18 protein-coding genes are annotated in these 19,266 nt (G+C 67.4%); 4 read left to right on the forward strand and 14 right to left on the reverse strand.

Going from position 1 to position 19,266, the window contains the following annotated elements:
• Positions 1 to 8: 8 nt before the first annotated feature.
• From AB6806_RS23240 to AB6806_RS23250, 3 genes are all read right to left on the reverse strand, one after another.
• Positions 9 to 923, reverse strand: coding sequence for a branched-chain amino acid ABC transporter permease (locus AB6806_RS23240; RefSeq protein WP_051988150.1), 915 nt, complete (start codon positions 921 to 923; stop codon positions 9 to 11).
• 172 nt (positions 924 to 1,095) lie between these two features.
• Positions 1,096 to 1,911: an ABC transporter ATP-binding protein gene (locus AB6806_RS23245; RefSeq protein WP_112761720.1), complete on the reverse strand. Its 816-nt coding sequence runs from the start codon at positions 1,909 to 1,911 to the stop codon at positions 1,096 to 1,098.
• Positions 1,908 to 3,890, reverse strand: a complete 1,983-nt coding sequence (locus AB6806_RS23250; protein ID WP_370955638.1) for an AMP-dependent synthetase/ligase — start codon at positions 3,888 to 3,890, stop codon at positions 1,908 to 1,910. Before AB6806_RS23250 ends, AB6806_RS23245 begins: the two co-directional genes overlap by 4 nt.
• A gap of 274 nt (positions 3,891 to 4,164) precedes the next feature.
• Between AB6806_RS23250 and AB6806_RS23255 the strand changes: the two genes are divergently transcribed.
• Positions 4,165 to 4,563, forward strand: coding sequence for a VOC family protein (locus AB6806_RS23255; RefSeq protein ID WP_142022844.1), 399 nt, complete (start codon positions 4,165 to 4,167; stop codon positions 4,561 to 4,563).
• Between the two features lie 90 nt (positions 4,564 to 4,653).
• Here the strand turns inward: AB6806_RS23255 and AB6806_RS23260 are convergent, their stop codons facing one another.
• The 4 genes from AB6806_RS23260 to AB6806_RS23275 form a co-directional block, all read right to left on the reverse strand.
• Positions 4,654 to 4,947, reverse strand: a complete 294-nt coding sequence (locus AB6806_RS23260) for a hypothetical protein (protein WP_038362860.1) — start codon at positions 4,945 to 4,947, stop codon at positions 4,654 to 4,656.
• Between the two features lie 85 nt (positions 4,948 to 5,032).
• Positions 5,033 to 5,236, reverse strand: a complete 204-nt coding sequence (locus AB6806_RS23265; protein WP_112761722.1) for a hypothetical protein — start codon at positions 5,234 to 5,236, stop codon at positions 5,033 to 5,035.
• 103 nt (positions 5,237 to 5,339) lie between these two features.
• The gene (locus AB6806_RS23270) at positions 5,340 to 6,014 is read right to left on the reverse strand and encodes a Crp/Fnr family transcriptional regulator (protein WP_112761723.1); all 675 of its coding nucleotides are present in this window, start codon (positions 6,012 to 6,014) and stop codon (positions 5,340 to 5,342) included.
• 129 nt (positions 6,015 to 6,143) lie between these two features.
• The gene (locus tag AB6806_RS23275; RefSeq protein WP_370955639.1) at positions 6,144 to 9,686 is read right to left on the reverse strand and encodes an indolepyruvate ferredoxin oxidoreductase family protein; all 3,543 of its coding nucleotides are present in this window, start codon (positions 9,684 to 9,686) and stop codon (positions 6,144 to 6,146) included.
• A gap of 303 nt (positions 9,687 to 9,989) precedes the next feature.
• On the opposite strand from AB6806_RS23275, the gene AB6806_RS23280 reads away from it, so the two are divergent.
• The gene (locus tag AB6806_RS23280; RefSeq protein ID WP_370955640.1) at positions 9,990 to 10,640 is read left to right on the forward strand and encodes a DUF1007 family protein; all 651 of its coding nucleotides are present in this window, start codon (positions 9,990 to 9,992) and stop codon (positions 10,638 to 10,640) included.
• On the forward strand, positions 10,631 to 11,698 hold the full coding sequence (locus AB6806_RS23285) for a nickel/cobalt transporter (protein WP_370955641.1): 1,068 nt from the start codon (positions 10,631 to 10,633) through the stop codon (positions 11,696 to 11,698). The genes AB6806_RS23280 and AB6806_RS23285 overlap by 10 nt, the downstream gene beginning before the upstream one ends.
• Positions 11,699 to 11,701: 3 nt before the next feature.
• Here the strand turns inward: AB6806_RS23285 and AB6806_RS23290 are convergent, their stop codons facing one another.
• From AB6806_RS23290 to AB6806_RS23310, 5 genes are read right to left on the reverse strand one after another with little or no spacing between them, the layout of a single operon-like run.
• Positions 11,702 to 12,088 (reverse strand): nitrile hydratase accessory protein, encoded by a 387-nt coding sequence (locus tag AB6806_RS23290; RefSeq protein WP_370955642.1) that lies wholly within the window; start codon positions 12,086 to 12,088, stop codon positions 11,702 to 11,704.
• Positions 12,075 to 12,734, reverse strand: a complete 660-nt coding sequence (gene nthB / locus AB6806_RS23295) for a nitrile hydratase subunit beta (RefSeq protein ID WP_112761727.1) — start codon at positions 12,732 to 12,734, stop codon at positions 12,075 to 12,077. Before nthB ends, AB6806_RS23290 begins: the two co-directional genes overlap by 14 nt.
• The gene (gene nthA, locus AB6806_RS23300) at positions 12,731 to 13,369 is read right to left on the reverse strand and encodes a nitrile hydratase subunit alpha (RefSeq protein WP_370955643.1); all 639 of its coding nucleotides are present in this window, start codon (positions 13,367 to 13,369) and stop codon (positions 12,731 to 12,733) included. Before nthA ends, nthB begins: the two co-directional genes overlap by 4 nt.
• Before the next feature lie 12 nt (positions 13,370 to 13,381).
• Complete coding sequence (locus tag AB6806_RS23305; RefSeq protein ID WP_370955644.1) at positions 13,382 to 14,578, reverse strand: amidase; 1,197 nt, start codon at positions 14,576 to 14,578, stop codon at positions 13,382 to 13,384.
• A 5-nt stretch (positions 14,579 to 14,583) separates the two neighbouring features.
• Complete coding sequence (locus AB6806_RS23310; RefSeq protein WP_370955645.1) at positions 14,584 to 16,173, reverse strand: gamma-glutamyltransferase family protein; 1,590 nt, start codon at positions 16,171 to 16,173, stop codon at positions 14,584 to 14,586.
• Positions 16,174 to 16,345: 172 nt separating this feature from the next.
• On the opposite strand from AB6806_RS23310, the gene AB6806_RS23315 reads away from it, so the two are divergent.
• Positions 16,346 to 16,585 (forward strand): hypothetical protein, encoded by a 240-nt coding sequence (locus tag AB6806_RS23315; protein WP_038362877.1) that lies wholly within the window; start codon positions 16,346 to 16,348, stop codon positions 16,583 to 16,585.
• 123 nt (positions 16,586 to 16,708) lie between these two features.
• On the opposite strand, the gene AB6806_RS23320 is transcribed toward AB6806_RS23315, so the two are convergent.
• Both AB6806_RS23320 and AB6806_RS23325 read right to left on the reverse strand, forming a co-directional pair.
• A complete protein-coding gene (locus AB6806_RS23320) occupies positions 16,709 to 17,074 on the reverse strand; it encodes a DUF1850 domain-containing protein (protein WP_142022851.1) in 366 nt (121 codons plus the stop codon).
• Entirely contained in the window at positions 17,071 to 19,206 is a 2,136-nt protein-coding gene (locus AB6806_RS23325; protein WP_051987941.1) for a TRAP transporter permease, read from the reverse strand. The genes AB6806_RS23320 and AB6806_RS23325 overlap by 4 nt, the downstream gene beginning before the upstream one ends.
• Positions 19,207 to 19,266 lie beyond the last annotated feature (60 nt).

A 19,266-nucleotide genomic window follows, 5' to 3' on the forward strand; every position in this document is an offset into this window, starting at 1 on the left:
CCGGCTCCTCAGATGCGTTCGATGATCTTGTCGCCGAACAGGCCCTGCGGCCGGAACAGCAGGAAACCCAGGGCGATGAAATAGGCGAGCCAGCTCTCGATGCCGCCGCCGACCAGCGGGCCCCAGTAGAACTCGCCGAGCTTCTCGCCGATGCCGATGATGAGGCCGCCGACGATGGCGCCGGGGATCGAGGTGAAGCCGCCGAGGATCAGCACCGGCAGCGCCTTCAGCGCCACGATCTCGAGCGCGAAGGACACGTCCGAGCGCGCACCCCACATGATGCCGGTGATCAGCGCGACGATGCCGGCGGTGAACCAGACGATCACCCAGATCTGGTTGAGCGAGATGCCGACCGAGAGGGCAGCCTTGTGGCTGTCGGCGACGGCCCTGAGCGCCCGGCCGATGCGGGTGTACTGGAAGAAGGCGGCGAGCGCGGCGATCATCAGCGAGGCGATGACGGCGGCCGCGATGTCGATCTTCTGCAGCGAGACCAGCCCGCCGAGGATTTGCAGGTCGATCGCGCCCTTGGGCAGATAGAGCTGGTCGGCGATCATCTGCTTGGGATTGCCGCCGAAAAGCGCCTCGCCGAAGCCGATCAGGAAATAGGTGATGCCGAAGGTCGCCATGAACAGGATGATGTCGGGCTGGTTGACCAGGGGCCTGAGCACCACGCGCTCGATGGCTACGGCCAGCGCGAACATCACGCCGAGCGTGATGATGACGGCGAGGAAGGCCGGCACGCCCTTCTCGTAGAGGCCGACCAGCGTCAGCGCCGCGAACACCACCATGATGCCCTGGGCGAAGTTGAACACCCCCGAAGCCTTGAAGATCAGCACGAAGCCGAGCGCGATCAGGGCATAGAGCACGCCGGAGACGAGCCCTTCCCAGATCGTCTGCACCAGCAGGTCGGGCGCCTGAGCCATCTGCCGGAATGGGTCGACGAAGATCGCGTAGAGCGTGTTGGAGGAATCGAGCCAAATGCCGGCGGCGAGTGCCACCACGATGGCGGCCAGGAGCAGGCCGAACTTGACCAGCGGGCTGGCGAGCAGGTTCGGAGCGGGGCGGGTGGCGATGTCGCTCATGTCTCCACGCTCCTCAATGCGCCACGCCGAGATACGCGTCGATGACCTTCTGGTCGCGCTTCACCTCGTCGGGCGTGCCGTCGGCGATCTTGCGGCCGTATTCGAGCACCACGACGCGGTCGGAGAGGTCCATGACCACGCCCATATCGTGCTCGATCAACGCAATGGTCGTGCCGAACTGGTTGTTCACGTCGAGGATGAAGCGGCACATGTCCTCCTTCTCCTCGAGGTTCATGCCGGCCATCGGCTCGTCGAGCAGCAGCAACTCGGGCTCCATGGCGAGCGCGCGGCCCAGTTCAACACGCTTCTGCAGGCCGTAGGGCAATTTGCCGACCGGCAATTTGCGGATGTGCTCGATCTGGAGGAAGTCGATGATGTCCTCGACGACGCGGCGATGCTCGATCTCCTCGCGCAGCGCCGGGCCGTGACGCAGCGCCTGCCAGAAGAAGCCCCGCTTCATCTTGAGCGTGCGGCCGGTCATGATGTTGTCGAGCGTCGACATGCCCTTGAACAGCGCGACGTTCTGGAAGGTGCGGGCGATGCCGCCGGCGGCGGCGCGGTGCGGGCGCATCTTGGCGCGGCGCTCGCCCTTGAAGACGACGCGGCCTTCCTGCGGCTGATAGAAGCCGTTGATGCAGTTCAGCATCGAGGTCTTGCCGGCGCCGTTGGGGCCGATGATGGCGCGAATCTCGCCCTTGCGGATGTCGAAGGAGACATCGGTGATCGCCTTCACGCCGCCGAAGCGCAGCGAGATGTTCTCGACCGAGAGCAGGACTTCGCCCTTGTCGCGGAGGGGGGTGCCGGTCACGTTCATCGGTTCCGCGTTCATGCCGCCTTCGCCGTCGCCGGCGCTCCCTCGGCTGTCACGGGGTAGGTCTTGGCGTCGCGGACCTTGACGCGGGCCGAGATCACGCCCTTGCGCCCGTCCTCGAAGGTCACTTCGGTCGAGATGTCCGCCGCTTCCGATCCGTCATAGAGCGCCGTCACCAGCGGGGCGTAGCGCTCGGCGATGAAGCCGCGCCGGACCTTCTGGGTGCGGGTCAGTTCGCCGTCGTCGGCGTCGAGTTCCTTGTGCAGGATGAGGAAGCGCTTGATCTGCGCACCGCCCATCATCGGCTCGGAAGCGAGCGAGCGGTTCACCTCGTCGACATGCTTGGCGATCATGTCGTAGACGAGATCGTGGCCTGCAAGCTCCTGATAGGAAGCGTAGACGACGTTGTGGCGCTCGGCCCAGTTGCCGACGGCGGTGAGATCGATGTTGAGCGCGACCGTGGCGTAGTCGCGGCCCTGGCCGAAGGCGACGACCTCCTTGATGTTCGGATAGAACTTCAGCTTGTTCTCGATGTATTTCGGCGGGAAGAGATCGCCGTTGTTGAGCTTGCCGACATCCTTGGCGCGGTCGATGATCTTGAGATGGCCGCCCTCGTCGAAGAAGCCGGCATCGCCCGAGCGGACATAGCCGTCCGCGGTCATCGTCTCGGCGGTCTTGTCCGGGTCCTTGTAGTAGCCGCCGAAGATCGAGGGCGAGCGGTAGAGCACCTCGCCATTGTCGTCGATGCGGATCTCGACCATCGGCGCGGGCTTGCCGACGGTGTCGGCCTTGATCTCGCCATTGGGCTGCATGGTGATGTAGACCCCGGCCTCGGTCTGGCCGTAGAGCTGCTTCAGATTGACGCCGATCGAGCGGTAGAAGCGGAAGAGCTCGGGGCCGATCGCCTCGCCGGCGGTGTAGCCGACCTTGATGTTGGTCAGGCCGAAGCGGTTGCGCAGGGGGCCGTAGACCAGGATGTCGCCGAGCCTGTAGAGCAGCCGGCCCTTCAGCGGCACGCTCTCGCCATTGAGGATCTGCTCGCCATAGCGTTTCGCGACGCCGAGGAAGTAGTGGAACATCCTCCGCTTGAGGGCGCCGGCATCCTCCATGCGCACCATGGTGATGGTCAGCATGGTCTCGAAGACGCGCGGCGGCGCAAAAGCGTAGGTCGTGCCGACCTCGCGGCGGTCGTCGATGACGGTCTCGGGGCTTTCCGGGCAGTTGACGCAGAAGCCGGCCAGCATCGCCTGCGCATAGGAGAAGACGTGGTCGCCGACCCAGGCGATCGGCAAATAGGCGATGACCTCGTCGCTCTCGTTCAGCCCGTCGAAGCTGCAGCCGATCTCGGCCGCGATCAGGATGTTGTAATGCGAGAGCATCACGCCCTTGGGCCGTCCGGTCGTGCCGGAGGTGTAGAGGATGATGCCGAGATCGGAGCCCTTGCCGGCTTCCATCTCGCTTTGCAGGGCGGCGGCTTGCTGCGGGTCCTTCAGCGCCTTGGCGCCCGCCTGCATCACCGCCTCGATGGCGTGGAGCTTGCTGTGGTCGTAGTCGCGCAAGCCGCGCGGCTCGTCATAGAGCATGTGCCGGAGATGGGGCAGGCGTTCGGCGATCGAGAGGATCTTGTCGACCTGCTCCTGGTCCTGCACCACGGCGAAGACCGCCTCGGCATGGTCGAGGACATAGGCCATCTCCTCGGCGACGCTGTCGGCATAAACAGGCACGGGGACGGCGCCGAGCCATTGCGCCGCGCACATCGACCAATAGAGCCTGGGCCGGTTGTAGCCGATGATGGCGACCTTCTCGCCGCGCTTCAGGCCGAGATCCTGCAAGCCCTTGGCGAAGCTGCGGACATGCTCCGCCACCTCGGCCCAGTTCCAGGACTGCCAGATGCCGAGGTCCTTGTGCCGGAAGGCGACGCGCGCGGCGCGCTCCCTGGCATTGCGCAACAGCAATTTCGGAAAGGTGTCCGCCTCAACAGCGGTGCCGCTCGCCACGATTGCGTTCTCCCTGTCGAGCCGCCATGCGTCGTGGCGACTTCCGCGGGCCGGTTTCCGGCCTCGTTCTCATGCCAGACTTGCAGGCGGCCATCATCCTTGCAAGGACCCGCTTGACAGACAATTCGCCTTTTGGTGACTATTGTCCCGCCGAAGTTTGCTTTTCACGCAGATGTGTTTCGTAGATTCTCTGCTTCGGCCCTGATTTTCCTCACGAATTCGGCAGATTGAATCGGCGGGCGGAACCGTGCCTGCGACGGTGGCGGACCGACTCATGCTTCATCATCTGTCTTTCGGCGTTGCCGATATCGAGCGTGCCTGCGCCTTCTACGATGCTGTGCTGGCGCCGCTCGGCTATGTCAGGGTCTGGCAGGATCTGCGCCCGGGCGAGACAGGGCAGGCGGTCGGCTACGGCGCTCCCGGCGGCGGCGACAGGCTGGCCCTGAAGCTGCGTCCGGACGGGCAAAGGCCGCCGGGGCCGGGGTTCCATCTCGCTTTCGCGGCGCCCGATCGCGCGGCCGTCGCTCGCTTTCACGAGGCCGCGCTTCGGCTCGGCGGGCGCGACAATGGCGCGCCTGGCCTGCGCCCGCATTACGGGCCACATTATTACGCGGCCTTTGTGGTGGATCCGGACGGCTACGCCATCGAAGCCGTCTTCAATGCGCCGGCCTGATCGGCACGCCGCCGAAACCGTCTTCGCCATGCCCCGCGCAAGAAAAAGGCCCGCCCCCCGGTCAGGGGACGGGCCTCTCAGGCTGGATGCTCAGTAGCGATAGCCGTGGTGGCGGCGATAGCCATGCGCGGGCGCCCAGGGCGGCGGGCCGCCATGGCGGCGATAGCCGTAGCCGCGGTCATAGCCACGGCCATGGCGGAAGTGCCGCCGCTCCATGTTCCGCTGGATTTCCCAGTGGCGGTGCTCGCGGTTGTGGCGGGTGAACTCGGCCGGCAGCTTGTCGAGCTGTTCAGCCTGCGGGAGGCTCTGCGGTGCGGCGGCGCCGGCAGGGGCCGCGGCGAAGGCAGCCAGGGCCAGGCTGGCGGCAATCAGAAGCTTGCGCATCGAATATGTCCTTCTTTTGCATCGACTGAGAGGATTTGAACAGCCCGGGTTGGAACCCCGCCTGAACGGTGTGTTCTGCTGGCGTTCAGCGAGGGCGGGAGGCGCTTTTCGCCATTGCGAGGCGGTGAAGCCGCCTGTCCCTTGCCGAAGAGCTTTCGATTCTGACGGGCTGGGCGGTCAAATCCGGCCACAGGCCGAAGCCGCGTTTCAGAACCTGTGTCTGCGCCGCGGCGTATTCCGCGGCCTGCTCGTTGATGCGTTTTGCGAAGGCTTCGAAGAACCAGAACATTGTCTCAATCCCGTCGCGCCGGAGGGCGCCTCGGGAAGAGCAACGCGCGAAGCGAGATTTTGTGCCGCCAGCTTGGCAGGCGCGGCGCTGGCCGATGATCCGGCTACGCCTCGTAGCGCGCCAGCCGCTCGAGATCGATGATGGTGACGCTGCCATGGCCGAGCTCGATCAGGCCGAGCGCGGCCAGCTTCGCCAGCCCCTGATTGGCCATCTGCCGCGAGATGCCGGCGAGCATGCCGAGCTCCTCCTGTGAGACTGTGAGCGTGCGGTCGAGGTCGGGATAGAGGATCGGGTTGAACAGCCAGGCGAGGTTGCGAGCCAGCCGCCCGGTGGAATCGAGCGTGCGTTCGGTCTCGGCCAGCGAGATGAACTGGGCGAGGCGCTCGTTGAACTGGTGAACGAGGAAACGGTTGAACGCGGCCGAATGCTCGAACAGCCAGAGGAAGGTCGAGCGGCGCATCAGGGCGATCCTGGAATCGCGCAGCGCCACCAGCTCATAGCGTCGCGGCTCGGCCTTGATCACCGTGCCCTCGCCGAACCAGGCGCCGGCGCGCAGGCCCGCGAGCGTCGCGGTCTTGCCGGATTTGGAGGTGGTCGCCATCTTGACCAGACCCTCGGCCACGCCGGTCCAGGATTCCAGCCGGTCGCCGACATGGCAGATCGAGGCATTCTTGCCGTAGCTCCTGAAACTGATGCCGCGCCGCGCCTCCTCGAATTCCGCTTCCGACAGATCACGAGACCAGGAGGCGATGGCGCGCAGCTCTTCGGGGGCGATCAAGGTGGCGGTTATCCGGGTTGGCGGGGGCAGACTTCGGGCAGCGTGGCGTCATTCTCGGGCTTGACCCGAGAATCTCTTGCAGGAGATGCTCGGGTCAAGCCCGAGCATGACGTGGCGCAAAGCTGTACCCTATTCCGCCGCCTGCGGCAGAGCGGCCGAAGGCGGTCCATCGTGCAACTGCCCCAGCAACATCGCCTCCTCGGCCTTCGCCGCCTTCAGGTGCCGCTCTTTCACATGGCCGAAGCCGCGGATCTTCTCCGGGATCGCGGCCAGCGCCGCGCAGAGCGCATGGTTCTCCGGCGTGAGCTTGGTCAGCAGTTCGTTCAGCAGCGCCTCGTAATCGGCGATCAGCCGGCGCTCGGTGCGGCGTTCCTGCGTGTAGCCGAAGAGGTCGAAGGCGGTGCCGCGCAGGCCCTTGAATTTCGCCAGCAGCGAGAAGGCCCCCATCATCCACGGCCCGAAGCTCATCTTGCGCGGCAGGCCGGTGTTCGGATCGCGCCTGGCCAACAGCGGCGGGGCGAGGTGGAATTCGTAGCGCAGCGCTTTGCCATCCTTGCCGTCGGCCTCGAAGGTCGCGGCGAGCTGCTGGCGGAAGGCGCCGTCGCTGTAGAGGCGCGCGACCTCGTATTCGTCCTTATAGGCCATCAGCTTGAAGAGATTGCGCGCGACGGCCTCGCTGAGCGCGCTCTGGCCGGGCGAGACGGCCGCTTCCTTCGTCTGCACGCGCGCGACGAGATGGCGGTAGCGGGCGCCATAGGCGGTGTTCTGATAGGCGGTGAGATAGGCGACGCGGCGGGCGATGATCTCGTCGAGCGTCTCTGAGAGATGGCGGGCGGCTGTCGGCGCCTTGGCCTGGGTCAGCAGGGCGTCGAGCGCGGCCGGATCATGCGCGGCGCGGCGGCCGAGCTCGAAGGCTTCGAGATTCATCGCCACGGCCTCGCCATTGAGCGTGATCGCCCGGCGCAGCGCCGCGCGGGACAAGGGCACGGCGCCGAGCTGCCAGGCATGGCCGAGCATCAGCATATTGGCCGCGATGGCATTGCCGAGAAAGGCGACGGCCGTCGCGGTCGCGTCGAGGAAGCGGGTGTTGTCGCGGCCCGCCGCCGAGAGGATCGCGCGCTTCAGCCGTTCGGTCGGGAGCGAGAAGTCGGCATTGCGGGTGAAGTCGCCCGGCAGGCTCTCGGCGGTGTTGACGATGACCATGCCGCCTTCGCGCCGGATCGCGCCGAGCACCTTCTTCGAGCCGGTGACGGTCAGGTCGCAGCCCAGCACGAGATCGGCTTGTCCGGCCGTGACGCGGATGGCGTGGATGTCCTCGGGTCTCGGCGCGAGCTTGACGTGGCTGAAAACGGCGCCGCCCTTCTGGGCGAGGCCGGCCATGTCGATCATGCCGCAGCCCTTATCCTCGAGATGGGCGGCCATGCCGAGGATCGCGCCGATGGTGACGACGCCGGTGCCGCCGACGCCGGTGACGATCACGGCGAAGCTGCGGTCGAGCGCCGGCACAGCGGGCTCGGGGATATCGGCCTCGCCCAGCGCCTGCGCATCGAGACGCATCGGCTCCGCCTTCTTCGGGCGGGCGCCGTGGACCGTGACGAAGGACGGGCAGAAGCCCTTCACGCAGGAGAAATCCTTGTTGCAGTTCGACTGGTCGATCTGGCGCTTGCGGCCGAACTCGGTCTCGAGCGGCTGCACCGAGACGCAGTTCGACTGCACGCCGCAATCGCCGCAGCCCTCGCAGACCAGCTCGTTGATGACGACGCGCTTGTCGGGGTCAGGATAGGCTCCGCGCTTGCGGCGGCGGCGCTTCTCGGTGGCGCAGGTCTGGTCGTAGAGCAGCAGCGAGACACCGGAGGTTCCGGCGAGCTCGCGCTGGACGGCGTCGAGCTCCTCGCGATGGTGCAGCGTCGTGCCGGCCGGCCATTGCGTGCCGGGCGGATATTTGCCGGGGTCGTCGCTGACCACGGCGATGCGCTTCACGCCTTCGGCCGCGACCTGCCTTGCCATCTGGTCGGGCGAGAGATGGCCTTCCGCCTGCTGGCCGCCGGTCATGGCGACGGCGTCGTTGTAGAGCAGCTTGTAGGTGATGGTGACGCCGCTCGCGACCGCCCAGCGGATCGCGAGCGAACCGGAATGGGTATAGGTGCCGTCGCCGAGATTCTGGAAGACATGGCCGCGCGTCGAGAACGGCGCCTCGCCGATCCAGTTCGCGCCTTCGCCGCCCATCTGGGTAAAGCCGGCGGTGTCGCGGTCCATCCACTGCACCATGTAGTGGCAGCCGATGCCGGCATAGGCGCGCGAGCCCTCGGGCACGACGGTCGAGGAGTTGTGCGGGCAGCCCGAGCAGAAATAGGGCGTGCGCTTCGCGATCTCCTGCGCCTCGGCGAGCCTGCCTTGCGCCTTGGCGATCTCTTCCAGCCGGGCACGTAGGGCGGGATCGTCGCGGTATTGCAGCAGGCGGCCACCCAGCGCGATTGCAATGTCGTTGGGGTCGAGCGCGCCATGGACGGGGAAGAGCCAATCGCCGTTCTCGTCCTTCTTGCCGATCACCATCGGCTGATGCGCCGCGCCGTAAAGCTCCTCGCGGACCTGGACCTCGATCAGGGAGCGCTTCTCCTCGACGACCATGATCAGGTCGAGGCCCTCCGCGAAGGATTTCAGCTCGGCCGGGTCGATCGGCCAGGGACAGGCGAGCTTGAACAGGCGGATGCCGAGATCATTGGCGCGGACCTCGTCGATGCCGAGGTCCTCCAGCGCCTGGCGCACGTCGAGATAGGATTTGCCGACGGTGGCGATGCCGATACGCGGCTCCCGGCCGCCATGGGTGACGATGCGATTGAGGCGGTTGGCGCGCAGATAGGCCAGCATCGCGTCGCGCTTGTAGAGATGCAGGCGTCGCTCCTGCTCGACGAAATCCAGTTCGCGGCGGATGGCAAGCCCGCCGGGCGGCGGGACATAGTCGCTCGGCGTCACGATCGAGACGCGGTCCAGCGCGCCGTCGATCGAGGCGGTCGATTCGATGTTGTCCTTGACGCATTTGATGCCGACCCAGACCGAAGCGAAGCGCGAGAGCGCAATGCCGTGCAGGCCGTAATCGATGATCTCCTGCACCCCGGCGGGGTTCAGGATCGGCATCATCCGGTCGACCAGGACGAATTCGGTCTGGTGGGCGTTGGTCGAGGATTCCGCGGTGTGGTCGTCGCCCATCAGGCAGATCACGCCGCCATGGGGCGAGGTGCCGGCCATGTTGCCGTGGCGGAAGACGTCGCCCGAGCGGTCGACGCCCGGGCCCTTGCCGTACCAGAGCGCGAAGACGCCGTCATACTTGCCCTCGCCCTGCAGTTCGGCCTGCTGGGTGCCCCAAACGGCGGTCGCGGCGAGGTCTTCATTCAGCCCGGGCTGGAAGACGATGTTGGCCGCGGTCAGGGCCTTGCCGGCGCGCATGAGCTGCTGGTCGAGCCCGCCGAGTGGCGAGCCGCGATAGCCCGAGACGAAGCCGGCAGTGTTCAGCCCTGCCCGCCGGTCGCGCTCGCGCTGCATCAAGAGCATGCGGGCGACGGCCTGCGTGCCGGTCAGGAAGATGTCCCGCTTGCCGAGGTCGTATTTGTCGTCGAGCGTGACGGAGCGAAGCGTGCCCGCATCGACGCTGGAATCGCGCATTGGCTCAGTCATGCCGGCCTCCCGATCGTCGTTCCCGCGGGCCGGTTGATCCGGCCTCTCGACCTGTCTCGATGCAAGATATGTCAGCAACGCTGACATATCGCCCGAAGGCGGTCAATCACATTGGCATTGTTCCAGTTTTTGCGAGGAGGTCCAGAGATGCGTTCCAGTCTTGCCGGCACGGGCAGCCTTGCGCGAAATGCCTGCGCCGCGATTTGGCCCCGATTCGCGGCGAAGGCTGCGACGGCCCGGTCGCAAAATCGTTGCGGGCCGGCCTTATCGCCCTCGGCTCCGGATCTGTGGAGGATACCGTTCTTGACGGGACGTGCGCTTCTTACGGCCTTGCCGGCCGTCACCCTGCTCGCCGCCTGCCTGGCGGGGCCGGCGCAGGCGCATCCGCATGTCTGGGTGAAGGCCAAGGCCGAGATCCTGTTCGCGCCGGATGGGACGGTGAAGGCGATCCGGCAGCACTGGAGCTTCGACGAGGCCTATTCGGCCTATATCACCCAGGGCCTCGACAAGAACGGCGACGGCAAGCTGACGCCGGACGAGCTGGCGGACCTCGCCAAGGTGAACATGGATTCGCTGCCCGAGGTCGAGTTCTTCACCATCGCCAAGGTCAATGGCCGCAAGCAGGAATTCGGCACGCCGACCGATGCCGGGCTCGTCTTCGAGAACAAGATCCTGACATTGAACTACACGCTGCCGCTCAAGCATCCGCCGCCGAAGAGCCGCTCCTTCGGCATCGAGGTCGGCGACCCCACCTATTTCGTCGCCTTCGAGATCGTCGATGAGCCGGACGCCGTGGTGACGCGCGATGCCCCGGCCGGCTGCATCGTCAGGGTCAATCGCCCGCCCAAGCTCGCCGACGACGTCGCGCAGAAGCTGGCGCAGGAGGACATCACCGCGACGCCGGACATGAGCGGCTACGAGGTCACGACGCGGGCGCTGGTGGCATGTCCCTGACGACTCCCCTCAGCCCTCGTCCCGAAGAGCCGCGCGCTTCCGGCGCTCCTCAGGCCGAGGGCTCGCAAAGGGCGACGTCGCTGTTGTCGCGCATCGTCGTCGCCGCGCTGGCATTGGCATTGGTCGCCGCCGCGCTCGGCCTGTTGGCCTGGGTCATCTCGCTCTGGAGCCCGCCGGCACCGCCGCCGCCGCGCAATCCGTTCGGGACCGCGCTGCCGCGCGAGGCGCTGCCCTCGACGACGGGCTTCGGCGCCGTGCTGATCGCCTGGCAGTCGAGCTTCTATCGCGAGTTGACTGCGACGCTGAAGGCGATCGCCCAGACGCCGACAGCGGTCTGGGGGTTGCTCGGCCTGTCCTTCGGCTACGGCGTCTTCCATGCGGCCGGGCCCGGCCACGGCAAGGCGGTGATCTCCGGCTATATCGTCGCCGACAACCGCAGCCTGAAGCGCGGGCTCTCGCTCAGCTTCGCCGCGGCGATCCTGCAGGCGCTCGTCGCCATCGCCATCGTCTCGGTCGCGACGCTGATCTTCCGCACCACCGCCGTCAAAATGAACATGGCGACCAGTGCCATCGAGCAGGGCAGCTTCCTGCTCGTCGCGCTGGTCGGCCTGCTCGTGCTCTGGCGCAAGGCGGGCAGTTTCCTGGCGCTCGGGCAGGGGGCCGCTGCGCATGATGCGTCCTGCGACCACGTGCATATGCCGGATGCGCAGCAGGTCGCCGGGCTCCGGGACTGGCGCGACATGGCCGGCGTCGTCCTCGCCGCGGGCCTGAGGCCCTGCGCGGGGGCGCTGATCATCCTCGTCTTCGCCGCCTCGCAGGGGCTCTACTGGGCGGGCATTGCCGCCGCCTTCGCCATGGCGCTGGGCACTGCGATCACGACAGGGGCGCTGGCGGCGCTCGCCGTCTTCTTCAAATTCGCGGCGCTGAAATTCGCCAGCGGGGGCAGCTTGCGGGCGGTGCGACTGCTGGCAGGGCTGGAACTTGTGGCGGCCGCCTTCATCGTCGTGCTCGGCGCCGCGCTCTCGCTCGGCCTGTGGATCGGCGGGATGGGAAGCTGAGGCTCAGCTCCGCAGCGGATCGTTCTCCAGCAGGATCGGCTTGCCATGCGGCGTCGCCTCGGCGGCCCGCGCCCAGGAGGCGGCGAGCGCATCGACGCCAGCATGGGAGGCGAGGCCCTTTTCGATCAGCAGATGTTCCAGCGCCTCGCACCAGCGCTCGTAATAGTCCGAGCCGTCGCGGCAGCCGCCCGCAGCCAAAGCCTCGCGGATCTCGGCACCCAGCGCCTGCGCCCATTCATCCGCCGTGAAGACGCCCCGGTTCTGCAGGGCGACGACCAGCGCGAAGGCCTGCGCCTGCCAGGGCTCGGCGAAGACCGGCCCCTCGGCATCGCGCGGGATCGGCGTGTCCGCGGCCAGCGCCGCCGCTAGATCGGTCTCAGGCCGGCTCAAGATAGCTCTCCCAGGCCTCGATGCTGACGGTGGAGGTCGGGTCGGCATCGCGGCCCCAGAGCTCGGGGCCGGCGAAGACGACGGTGTAAAGCCATTGGGCCGTCTCCGGCAGACCCTGCGAGCCGGTATCCGGGAAGACATGGCAGCCGGTGACGCGCTCGATCACGCCCTGCTTGCCGCGGGCATAGCGCGGCAGCCGCGTATGGTGCTGCGGATGCATGACGATGGTGCGCACGGTGTCGCCAACGGCAAAGCGGGCAGGGGCCTTGGCTTCGCGCTCATAGGGGAAGCCGCGCCTGAGCACCGCCGGCACCTCCTCGCCCTTGAGCACGCGCTTCGGCTCACGGCGTCCGGGCGCGGGTTTGCCAGAGAGGAGCTCGGCCGAGGTCAGGAAGCCGTGCTTGACCAGTACTTTGTCGAGCGCGGCGAGCCAGATCTCGTAATAGCTCGCCGAGAGATATTGAGCCGGCGGCAGGCTCTCGCGATGATGACGGATCTCGTCGATGCTCCAGGCGCCCATCGCACCGGCCGCGACATTGATCGCGAGCACGCGCTTTTCCCAATCGCCGTGGAAGACCGGCTCGTCCGGCTCCGGCACGACCGGGCCGAAACCCATCTGGCCGCCGAGGTCGTGGGCGCTGTTCATGCCGCGTCCTCCGCGGCGTCCTCCACATGCGGCAGGCCGGTGCCGATCATCGAATCGCGCGAGACGATGCTCGCCAGCTTCTCCTCGCTCCAGCCTTCGGTGCCGGCCGGACGCATCGGGATGACGATGAAGCGGGTTTCGGCGGTGGAATCCCAGACGCGGATGCGCTGGCCCTCCGGCAGCGTCACGCCGAAATCGGCGAGGGTGCCGCGCGGATCGATCACCGCCTTGGCGCGGTAGGGCGGGGATTTGTACCAGACCGGCGGCAGGCCCAGCACCGGCCACGGATAGCAGGAGCAGAGCGTGCAGACGACGAGGTTGTGCTCCTCCGGCGTGTTGAAACAGGCGACGATATGCTCGCCGCCGCGCCCGCCATAGCCGAGCTCGGCCACCGCCGCGGTGCCGTCGACCTTGAGCCGCTCGGCATAGGCCGGGTCGGTCCAGGCCTTGGCGACGACTTGGGCGCCGTTGCGCGGGCCGACCCTGGTTTCGTAGGTATCGACGATGGCGTCGAGTGCGGCCGGATCGACATAGCCCTTCTCGACCATCAGCGTCTCCAGCGCCTTCACCCGCGCCTCGATGGCGGTGAAGTGGTTGTCGTGATCGTGGTCGTGGTCGTGATGGTGTCCGCTCATCCGGGCCTCCTCTCAGGCGATCCTGACGCGCGTGGCGCGCTCATAGGCGACGGCGAAGGCGATCAGCGACTTGTCCGAGCCTTTCGGCCCGATCAGCGACAGGCCGAGCGGCGCGCCTTCGCGCTGCGCCACCGGAATCGTCACTTGCGGGAAGCCCGACAGGCCGGACAGGCAGAGCAGCCTCAGCGCCCGGTTGCGGAAATCCTCCAGCTCGGGCTCCTCGGCGCTGACCAGTGGCGCGATGTCCGGCACGGTCGGCAGGATCAGCACGCCGTCCTGGCCGAGCAGGCGGGCGAGCCGCGCCCGGAAGGTCTTTCGCGTCGCCTCGCCCTTGGCGTATTCGGCATCCGTCACGGTTTTCGAGAAGGCGAAGCGCTCCTTCACGCCCGGCCCCAGCGGCGGGGCGAAGCGCTCGATCATGGCCCCGTCGGAGGCCCAGGCCTCGCGGCCCTGGATCCAGCGGAAGGCCCAGTAGAGCGCGTCGATGTCGCGCACGAGCTTGACGCTTTCCGGCTGGCCGACGCTGGGCAGCGCGCGCTGCACGACATTGCGCAGGATCGTTTCGGCCTCCGGCACGGCCTGGGCGAACATGTCGTCGGCCAGCAGCAGGCGCGGCACTTCCGGCAGTTCAGTGCGGTCCTTGCCGAGCAGGGCGTTGCCGACGCGGGCAAAAACCTCGCCGTCGCGGGTGAACCAGCCGGGCGTGTCGAGGCTTTCCGCCAGCGGCCAGACCCGCTTCAGCGAGAGCCGGCCATGGGTGGGACGAATGCCGAAGAGCCCGCCATAGCTCGCCGGCGCCCGGACCGAGCCGCCGGTGTCGGATCCGACAGCGATGTCGGCGAGACGCCCCGCGACGGCTGCCATCGAGCCGCAGGAGGAGCCGCCGGTGATCCGGTCCGGCGCGGCCGGGTTGATCGGCGAGCCGAAATGCGCGTTCTTGCCGTTGAGCGAGAAGGCGAGCTCGTCGGTATGCGTCTTGCCGACGAAGCGCGCGCCGGCTTGCAGCAGCTCCTTCACCAGCGGCGCGGTCTTGGTCTTGATGCCGGATTGCGCCAGCACGATCGGCGATCCCGCGCCCGTCGGGTAGCCCTTGACGTCGAAGAGGTCCTTCACCGCCAGCGTCAGCCCGGCGAGCGGACCGGTCGGGCTGTGTTTCACCGCCGCGTCGGGATAGGGCACGAAGCAGCGGAACGGGTCGTCATAGGTCATGTGAATCAGATCCCCTTCGCATCGCCATCGGAACGCGGATCGTGCGCGGCCTCGACGCGGCCATTCGCATGCTTCACCAGCATGCCGGCATGGCCGAAGCCCTCGGAATAGGCCAGTCCGCTCTCCTCGACCGGATGGCCGGCGGCGTCGAGCCGCTCCAGCAGGGCGGAATCGAAGCGGCTTTCGACCTTCAGCCCGGTCGAGGCCGAGCCCCAGGTGCGGCCGAAGAGCCAGCGCGGCGCATCGATCGCGGTCGCGAGATTCTGGCCGAGGCGGTAGCGCGTCAGGATCTGCGCCTGGAATTGCGGCTGGCCGTCGCCGCCCATCGCGCCATAGGCGAGGATGCGCCCGTCGTCGAAGCGGGCGAAGGCCGGGTTCAGCGTATGGAAGGGCTTTCGGCCGGGCATGAGCGGATTCGTGGCGGCCTTGTCGAGCGAGAAGGAGATGCCACGGTTCTGCCAGTGGATGCCGGTCGCGGGCAGCACGCAGCCGGAGCCATATTCCCAATAGATCGACTGGATATAGGAGACGGCGAGGCCCTTGCCGTCGATGGCGCCCATCCAGATCGTGTCGCCATGGCCAGGCTTCACCGGCCAGGGCGCGGCGCGCCTGGCATCGATCTCGGCGGCCTCGCGGGCCAGCATCGCCTCACCCAGAAAACGGGCGGGATCGCCGGTCGCATAAGCGGGGTCGGTGACATGGCGGTCGCGGATGGCGAGCGCGCGCTTCGTCGCCTCGATCAGCCCGTGATGATGCGCGAAGGAATCGAGCTCGACCCGGCCGAGCCGCTCGAACAGGCCGAGGATGACGAGGGCGGCCAGGCCTTGCGTCGGCGGCGGCATGTTCCAGACCGTGAGGCCGGGCAAGGCGAGCGCGAGCGGGGCGACGGTGCGGGCGTGGTAGCGTTCGAGATCGGCGCGCGTCACCGGCGCGCCGATGCGTTCGAGATCGGCGGCGATCTCGCGGCCGACATCGCCGCGGTAGAAATCGTCGAGCCCGGCTCCGGCGAGCTGCTGCAGCGTCTCGGCCAGCGCCTCCATCTTGCGATGGCTGCCGGGTTTGGGTGGCGCGTCGTCAGGCCAGAAGGTCTTGAGGAAGCCCGGCGCGGCCTTCAGCGCTTCCAGCTCGTTGGGCCGGTTGCCGCATTCGGAAGGGGACACCGCATAGCCCTCGCGGGCGTGGCGGAGCGCATCGGCGAGCAATTCGCGCAGCGGCAGGCGGCCGCCGCGGGATCTGGAGAGGTCGAGCGCGAGACGCCAGCCCTCGACGGCTCCGGCGACGGTCAGCGCCGCTTCCGGGCCGCGCGCCGGGATGCTGTCGTGGCCCTTGTTGCGATAACGCTCGATCGTCGCGAGCGTCCCGGCCGGGCCGCAGGCCTCGATGCCATGCATCTTGCCGCCGGGCTCGTGGATCAGCCAGAAGCCGTCGCCGCCGATGCCGTTCATATGCGGATAGACCACGGCGATGGTGGCCGCCATCGCGACCATGGCCTCGATCGCATTGCCGCCTTCTGCGAGGACGGCGCGGCCGGCTTCCGAGGCAAGATGATGGGGCGCGGCGACTGCGGCCGAACCGAAGACAGGCGTATCGACCATCAGGACTTTTCAATCTCCCCATGCGTCCCCATCTGGCGCAAGGGCGCCTTCGGGGCGCGATTTTGTTGCATGGCGCGGCTGTGTCCGCTAGGTGCGTTGGGCGCATGGCGGCGTGAAGGCGCCAGTGCTCGACAATGTGTCCGCGAAGGCGGGCATTCGAAGGAAGGACAGCATGGCCGGACGGCACACCAACTGGCGCAGCCTGACCATCGTGGTTTCGCTGGGAATCTTGATCGCGGTCGAGCTCTTCGGCGTCGCGCTCGCGGCCGGCTGGGCCATCGCCGGCATGTTCGATCTCGGCACGATGTTCGAGTACATCATGATGGCCGTGTTCTCGGTCTTCGCGGCCTATGGCTTCGTCAATCTGATGCGGCGCGTGCTGAAGGTCGAGCATCTCACCACGGTCGATTGAGGTAGGGCGTCATGCTCGGGCTTGACCCGAGGATCTCGTGACAAGCGGGCGCCGGAGGCTCCTTCGGCCTGAGCTCGGTCTGCGCTTCGCTCCGCCCGAGAATGACGGCGAACCTCGCGGATTTTACCCACAAACCTTCAGCGTGACCGGGTCGGCCTCGGCCGGTAGATAATCGCTCATCGGCTTGCAGGCGCCGTCCATGCAGAGGCGCCAGTCGGCGGTGGCGCCGGAACGGCGCAGCACCACCTCGGGCAGTGCCGGCAAATCGGGGCGCCAGCGCCAGAAGCCGTCGATCAGCCTGGCGCCGTCCGGCGGGTCCATGCCGGCGCCGGAGCCCTCGATGCGGGCCTCGACGAGGACAAGCCCCGCCGGGGTCTCGCGCCAGACTTCCTCCCACAGCGTCTTCTGCACCGAATGCCGCCAGCCCAGCGTGATCTCGCCATGGCCAAGCGAGACGAGGAGCGCGCCGGCCGCAAGGCACAGGCTCATGCCGCCGCCGGTTCCGCATGGCGCGCGGCAAACCAGTGTCGCGCGATGATCGCCGCCGTCAGCACATAGCCGAGCGGGTCGCTATAGGCGAACTCGCCGAAGAGCAGCACCGCCGCGACGAAGCAGAGCACCCGCTCCACGACGGTCAGCCGGCCGAAGAGCCAGCCGATCGCCACCATCCCGAAGAGGCCGATCGCGACCGAGGCCTTGAAGGTGGCGTAGATCACCGCCGGCCAGAAGCCGATGACGTTGGCCATCGGATCTCCGGCCTGGAGCATCAGCGCCGGCGAATAGACCGCGATGAAGGGGATGACGTAGCCGGCAAGCGCGACGCGCATCGCCTCCCAGCCGATCTTGTCGGGGTTTTCCTTGGCGATCGGCGCAGCGGCCAGCGCCGCGAGCGCCACCGGCGGCGAGAGGTCGGCCATGATGCCGTAGTAGAAGGCGAACATGTGGCTGACGATCAGCGGCACGCCGAGCTTTTCCAGCGCCGGTGCCGCCAGGGCCGCGACGATGATGTAGGTCGGGATCGTTGGGATGCCGGTGCCGAGCAGGATCGAGAGGATCATCGTCAGGACCAGCGCCAGGAACAGGCTGGATTGGCCGAGCCCGATGATCCAGGCGCCGAAGGTCGTGCCGATGCCGGTCTGCGTCATCAGGCCGATGATCGTGCCGACGATGGCGCAGGCGATGCCGACCGGCAGCGCCGTCTTGGCGCTGTCGGCGAGCGCGTCGCGGCTGATCGCCAGCGTGGTGCGGCCGCCCAGGGTGAAGGCGTTGGCGAGCACGAGAAGCGCGATCAGGCCCGCAACGTAGCGGACATCGAGCCCCTCCTGGAAGAGCGCGGCGGCGATGAGCCCGAGCCCGATCCAGAAGATGACGCGCAGGCTCTGCCTGCTCAGGCCGGCGGCAAAGCCCGCGCCGAGCAGCAGCCCGACCGTCAGCGCAAGGCCCATCGTGCCGGCAAAGAGCGGGGTGAAGCCGTGGAACAGCATGAAGACGAGCACGGCGAGCGGCAAGGCGAGATACCAGCGCTCGCGCAGCGCCTTGAGCGGGCTCGGCAGCAAGGCGCGCTCGACGCCCTTCAGCCCGTATTTCCCGGCTTCCAGATGCACCATCCAGAAGGCCGAGGCGAAGTAGAGGATCGCAGGGATGGCGGCCGCCTTGACGATCTCGGCATAGGGCACGCCCAGGGTCTCGGCCATGATGAAGGCGACCGCGCCCATCACCGGCGGCATGATCTGCCCGCCCATCGAGGCGGTGGCCTCGACGCCGGCGGCAAAGGCGCGCCGGTAGCCGAATTTGATCATCAGCGGAATGGTGAACTGGCCGACGGTGACGACATTGGCGACGCCGGAGCCGGAGATCATCCCCATCAGGCCGGACGAGAAGACCGCGACCTTGGCCGGGCCGCCGCGCGTGCCGCCGAAGATGCCGAGCGAGACGTCGTTGAAGAGATGGATCATCCCGGCCTTCTCGAGGAAGGAGCCGAAGACGATGAACAGGAAGATATAGGTCGCGGAGACGTAGATCGGCGTGCCGTAGAAGCCCTCGGTGCCGAAGGAGAGATGGCCGATGATCTGGTCGTAGCCATAGCCGCGATGGTTGAAGGGCGCGGGCAGATACTGGCCGAAGAACCAGTAGAGCAGGCAGACGCCGCACATGATCGGCAGGGCATTGCCCATCAATCGGCGCGCGGCCTCGAAGATCAGCACGATCAACAGCGTGCCGACGACGAGGTCCAGCGTCGAGGGATCGCCGTCGCGCAGGATCAGGTCGGCGTAGAAGATCCATTGATAGAGGCCGACCGCGAAGCCGAGCAGGCCCAGCGCCCAGCCGAGCAGCCGCCCGGGTGTGTCCTTCGCCCGGAAATTGGCGATGAGCCCGAAGCTCAGCAGCAGCAGGAAGCCGACATGAACGCCGCGCGCCGCCTGGCTCGGCAGGAAATTCCAGGCGGAGATCGCGATCTGGAAGGCGGCGAAGGCGAGCGCGAGGCCATAGGCCAAAAGCCCCCAGCGGCCGGGACCGAAACCGGGCGGGAAGCCATGCTCGAAATTGTCGAGATCGGCATGCTCGACCTCGCCCGGTCTTGCGCCGGAGAGGGCTTCCAACTGGTCGGTCTCGTGGGTCATGGTCCTGCTCGGCTCCGCGTCAGGCCGTCAAAGAATGTGCCGTCATCCCGGGCGACCGGA

Source organism: Allobosea sp. RCC_152_1, from assembly GCF_041360765.1.
Taxonomy (GTDB): Bacteria; Pseudomonadota; Alphaproteobacteria; order Rhizobiales; family Beijerinckiaceae; genus Allobosea; species Allobosea spartocytisi.

What these genes read in the sequence shown, in the direction of transcription:
- nthA (WP_370955643.1), bottom strand. Translation starts at nt 13,369, where the DNA reads ATGAGCGGACACCATCACGACCACGACCACGATCACGACAACCACTTC.
- AB6806_RS23315 (WP_038362877.1), top strand. Translation starts at nt 16,346, where the DNA reads ATGGCCGGACGGCACACCAACTGGCGCAGCCTGACCATCGTGGTTTCG.
- AB6806_RS23325 (WP_051987941.1), bottom strand. Translation starts at nt 19,206, where the DNA reads ATGACCCACGAGACCGACCAGTTGGAAGCCCTCTCCGGCGCAAGACCG.
- AB6806_RS23320 (WP_142022851.1), bottom strand. Translation starts at nt 17,074, where the DNA reads ATGAGCCTGTGCCTTGCGGCCGGCGCGCTCCTCGTCTCGCTTGGCCAT.
- AB6806_RS23255 (WP_142022844.1), top strand. Translation starts at nt 4,165, where the DNA reads ATGCTTCATCATCTGTCTTTCGGCGTTGCCGATATCGAGCGTGCCTGC.
- AB6806_RS23285 (WP_370955641.1), top strand. Translation starts at nt 10,631, where the DNA reads ATGTCCCTGACGACTCCCCTCAGCCCTCGTCCCGAAGAGCCGCGCGCT.
- AB6806_RS23260 (WP_038362860.1), bottom strand. Translation starts at nt 4,947, where the DNA reads ATGCGCAAGCTTCTGATTGCCGCCAGCCTGGCCCTGGCTGCCTTCGCC.
- AB6806_RS23245 (WP_112761720.1), bottom strand. Translation starts at nt 1,911, where the DNA reads ATGAACGCGGAACCGATGAACGTGACCGGCACCCCCCTCCGCGACAAG.
- AB6806_RS23305 (WP_370955644.1), bottom strand. Translation starts at nt 14,578, where the DNA reads ATGACCTATGACGACCCGTTCCGCTGCTTCGTGCCCTATCCCGACGCG.
- nthB (WP_112761727.1), bottom strand. Translation starts at nt 12,734, where the DNA reads ATGAACAGCGCCCACGACCTCGGCGGCCAGATGGGTTTCGGCCCGGTC.
- AB6806_RS23310 (WP_370955645.1), bottom strand. Translation starts at nt 16,173, where the DNA reads ATGGTCGATACGCCTGTCTTCGGTTCGGCCGCAGTCGCCGCGCCCCAT.
- AB6806_RS23275 (WP_370955639.1), bottom strand. Translation starts at nt 9,686, where the DNA reads ATGACTGAGCCAATGCGCGATTCCAGCGTCGATGCGGGCACGCTTCGC.
- AB6806_RS23265 (WP_112761722.1), bottom strand. Translation starts at nt 5,236, where the DNA reads ATGTTCTGGTTCTTCGAAGCCTTCGCAAAACGCATCAACGAGCAGGCC.
- AB6806_RS23240 (WP_051988150.1), bottom strand. Translation starts at nt 923, where the DNA reads ATGGCTCAGGCGCCCGACCTGCTGGTGCAGACGATCTGGGAAGGGCTC.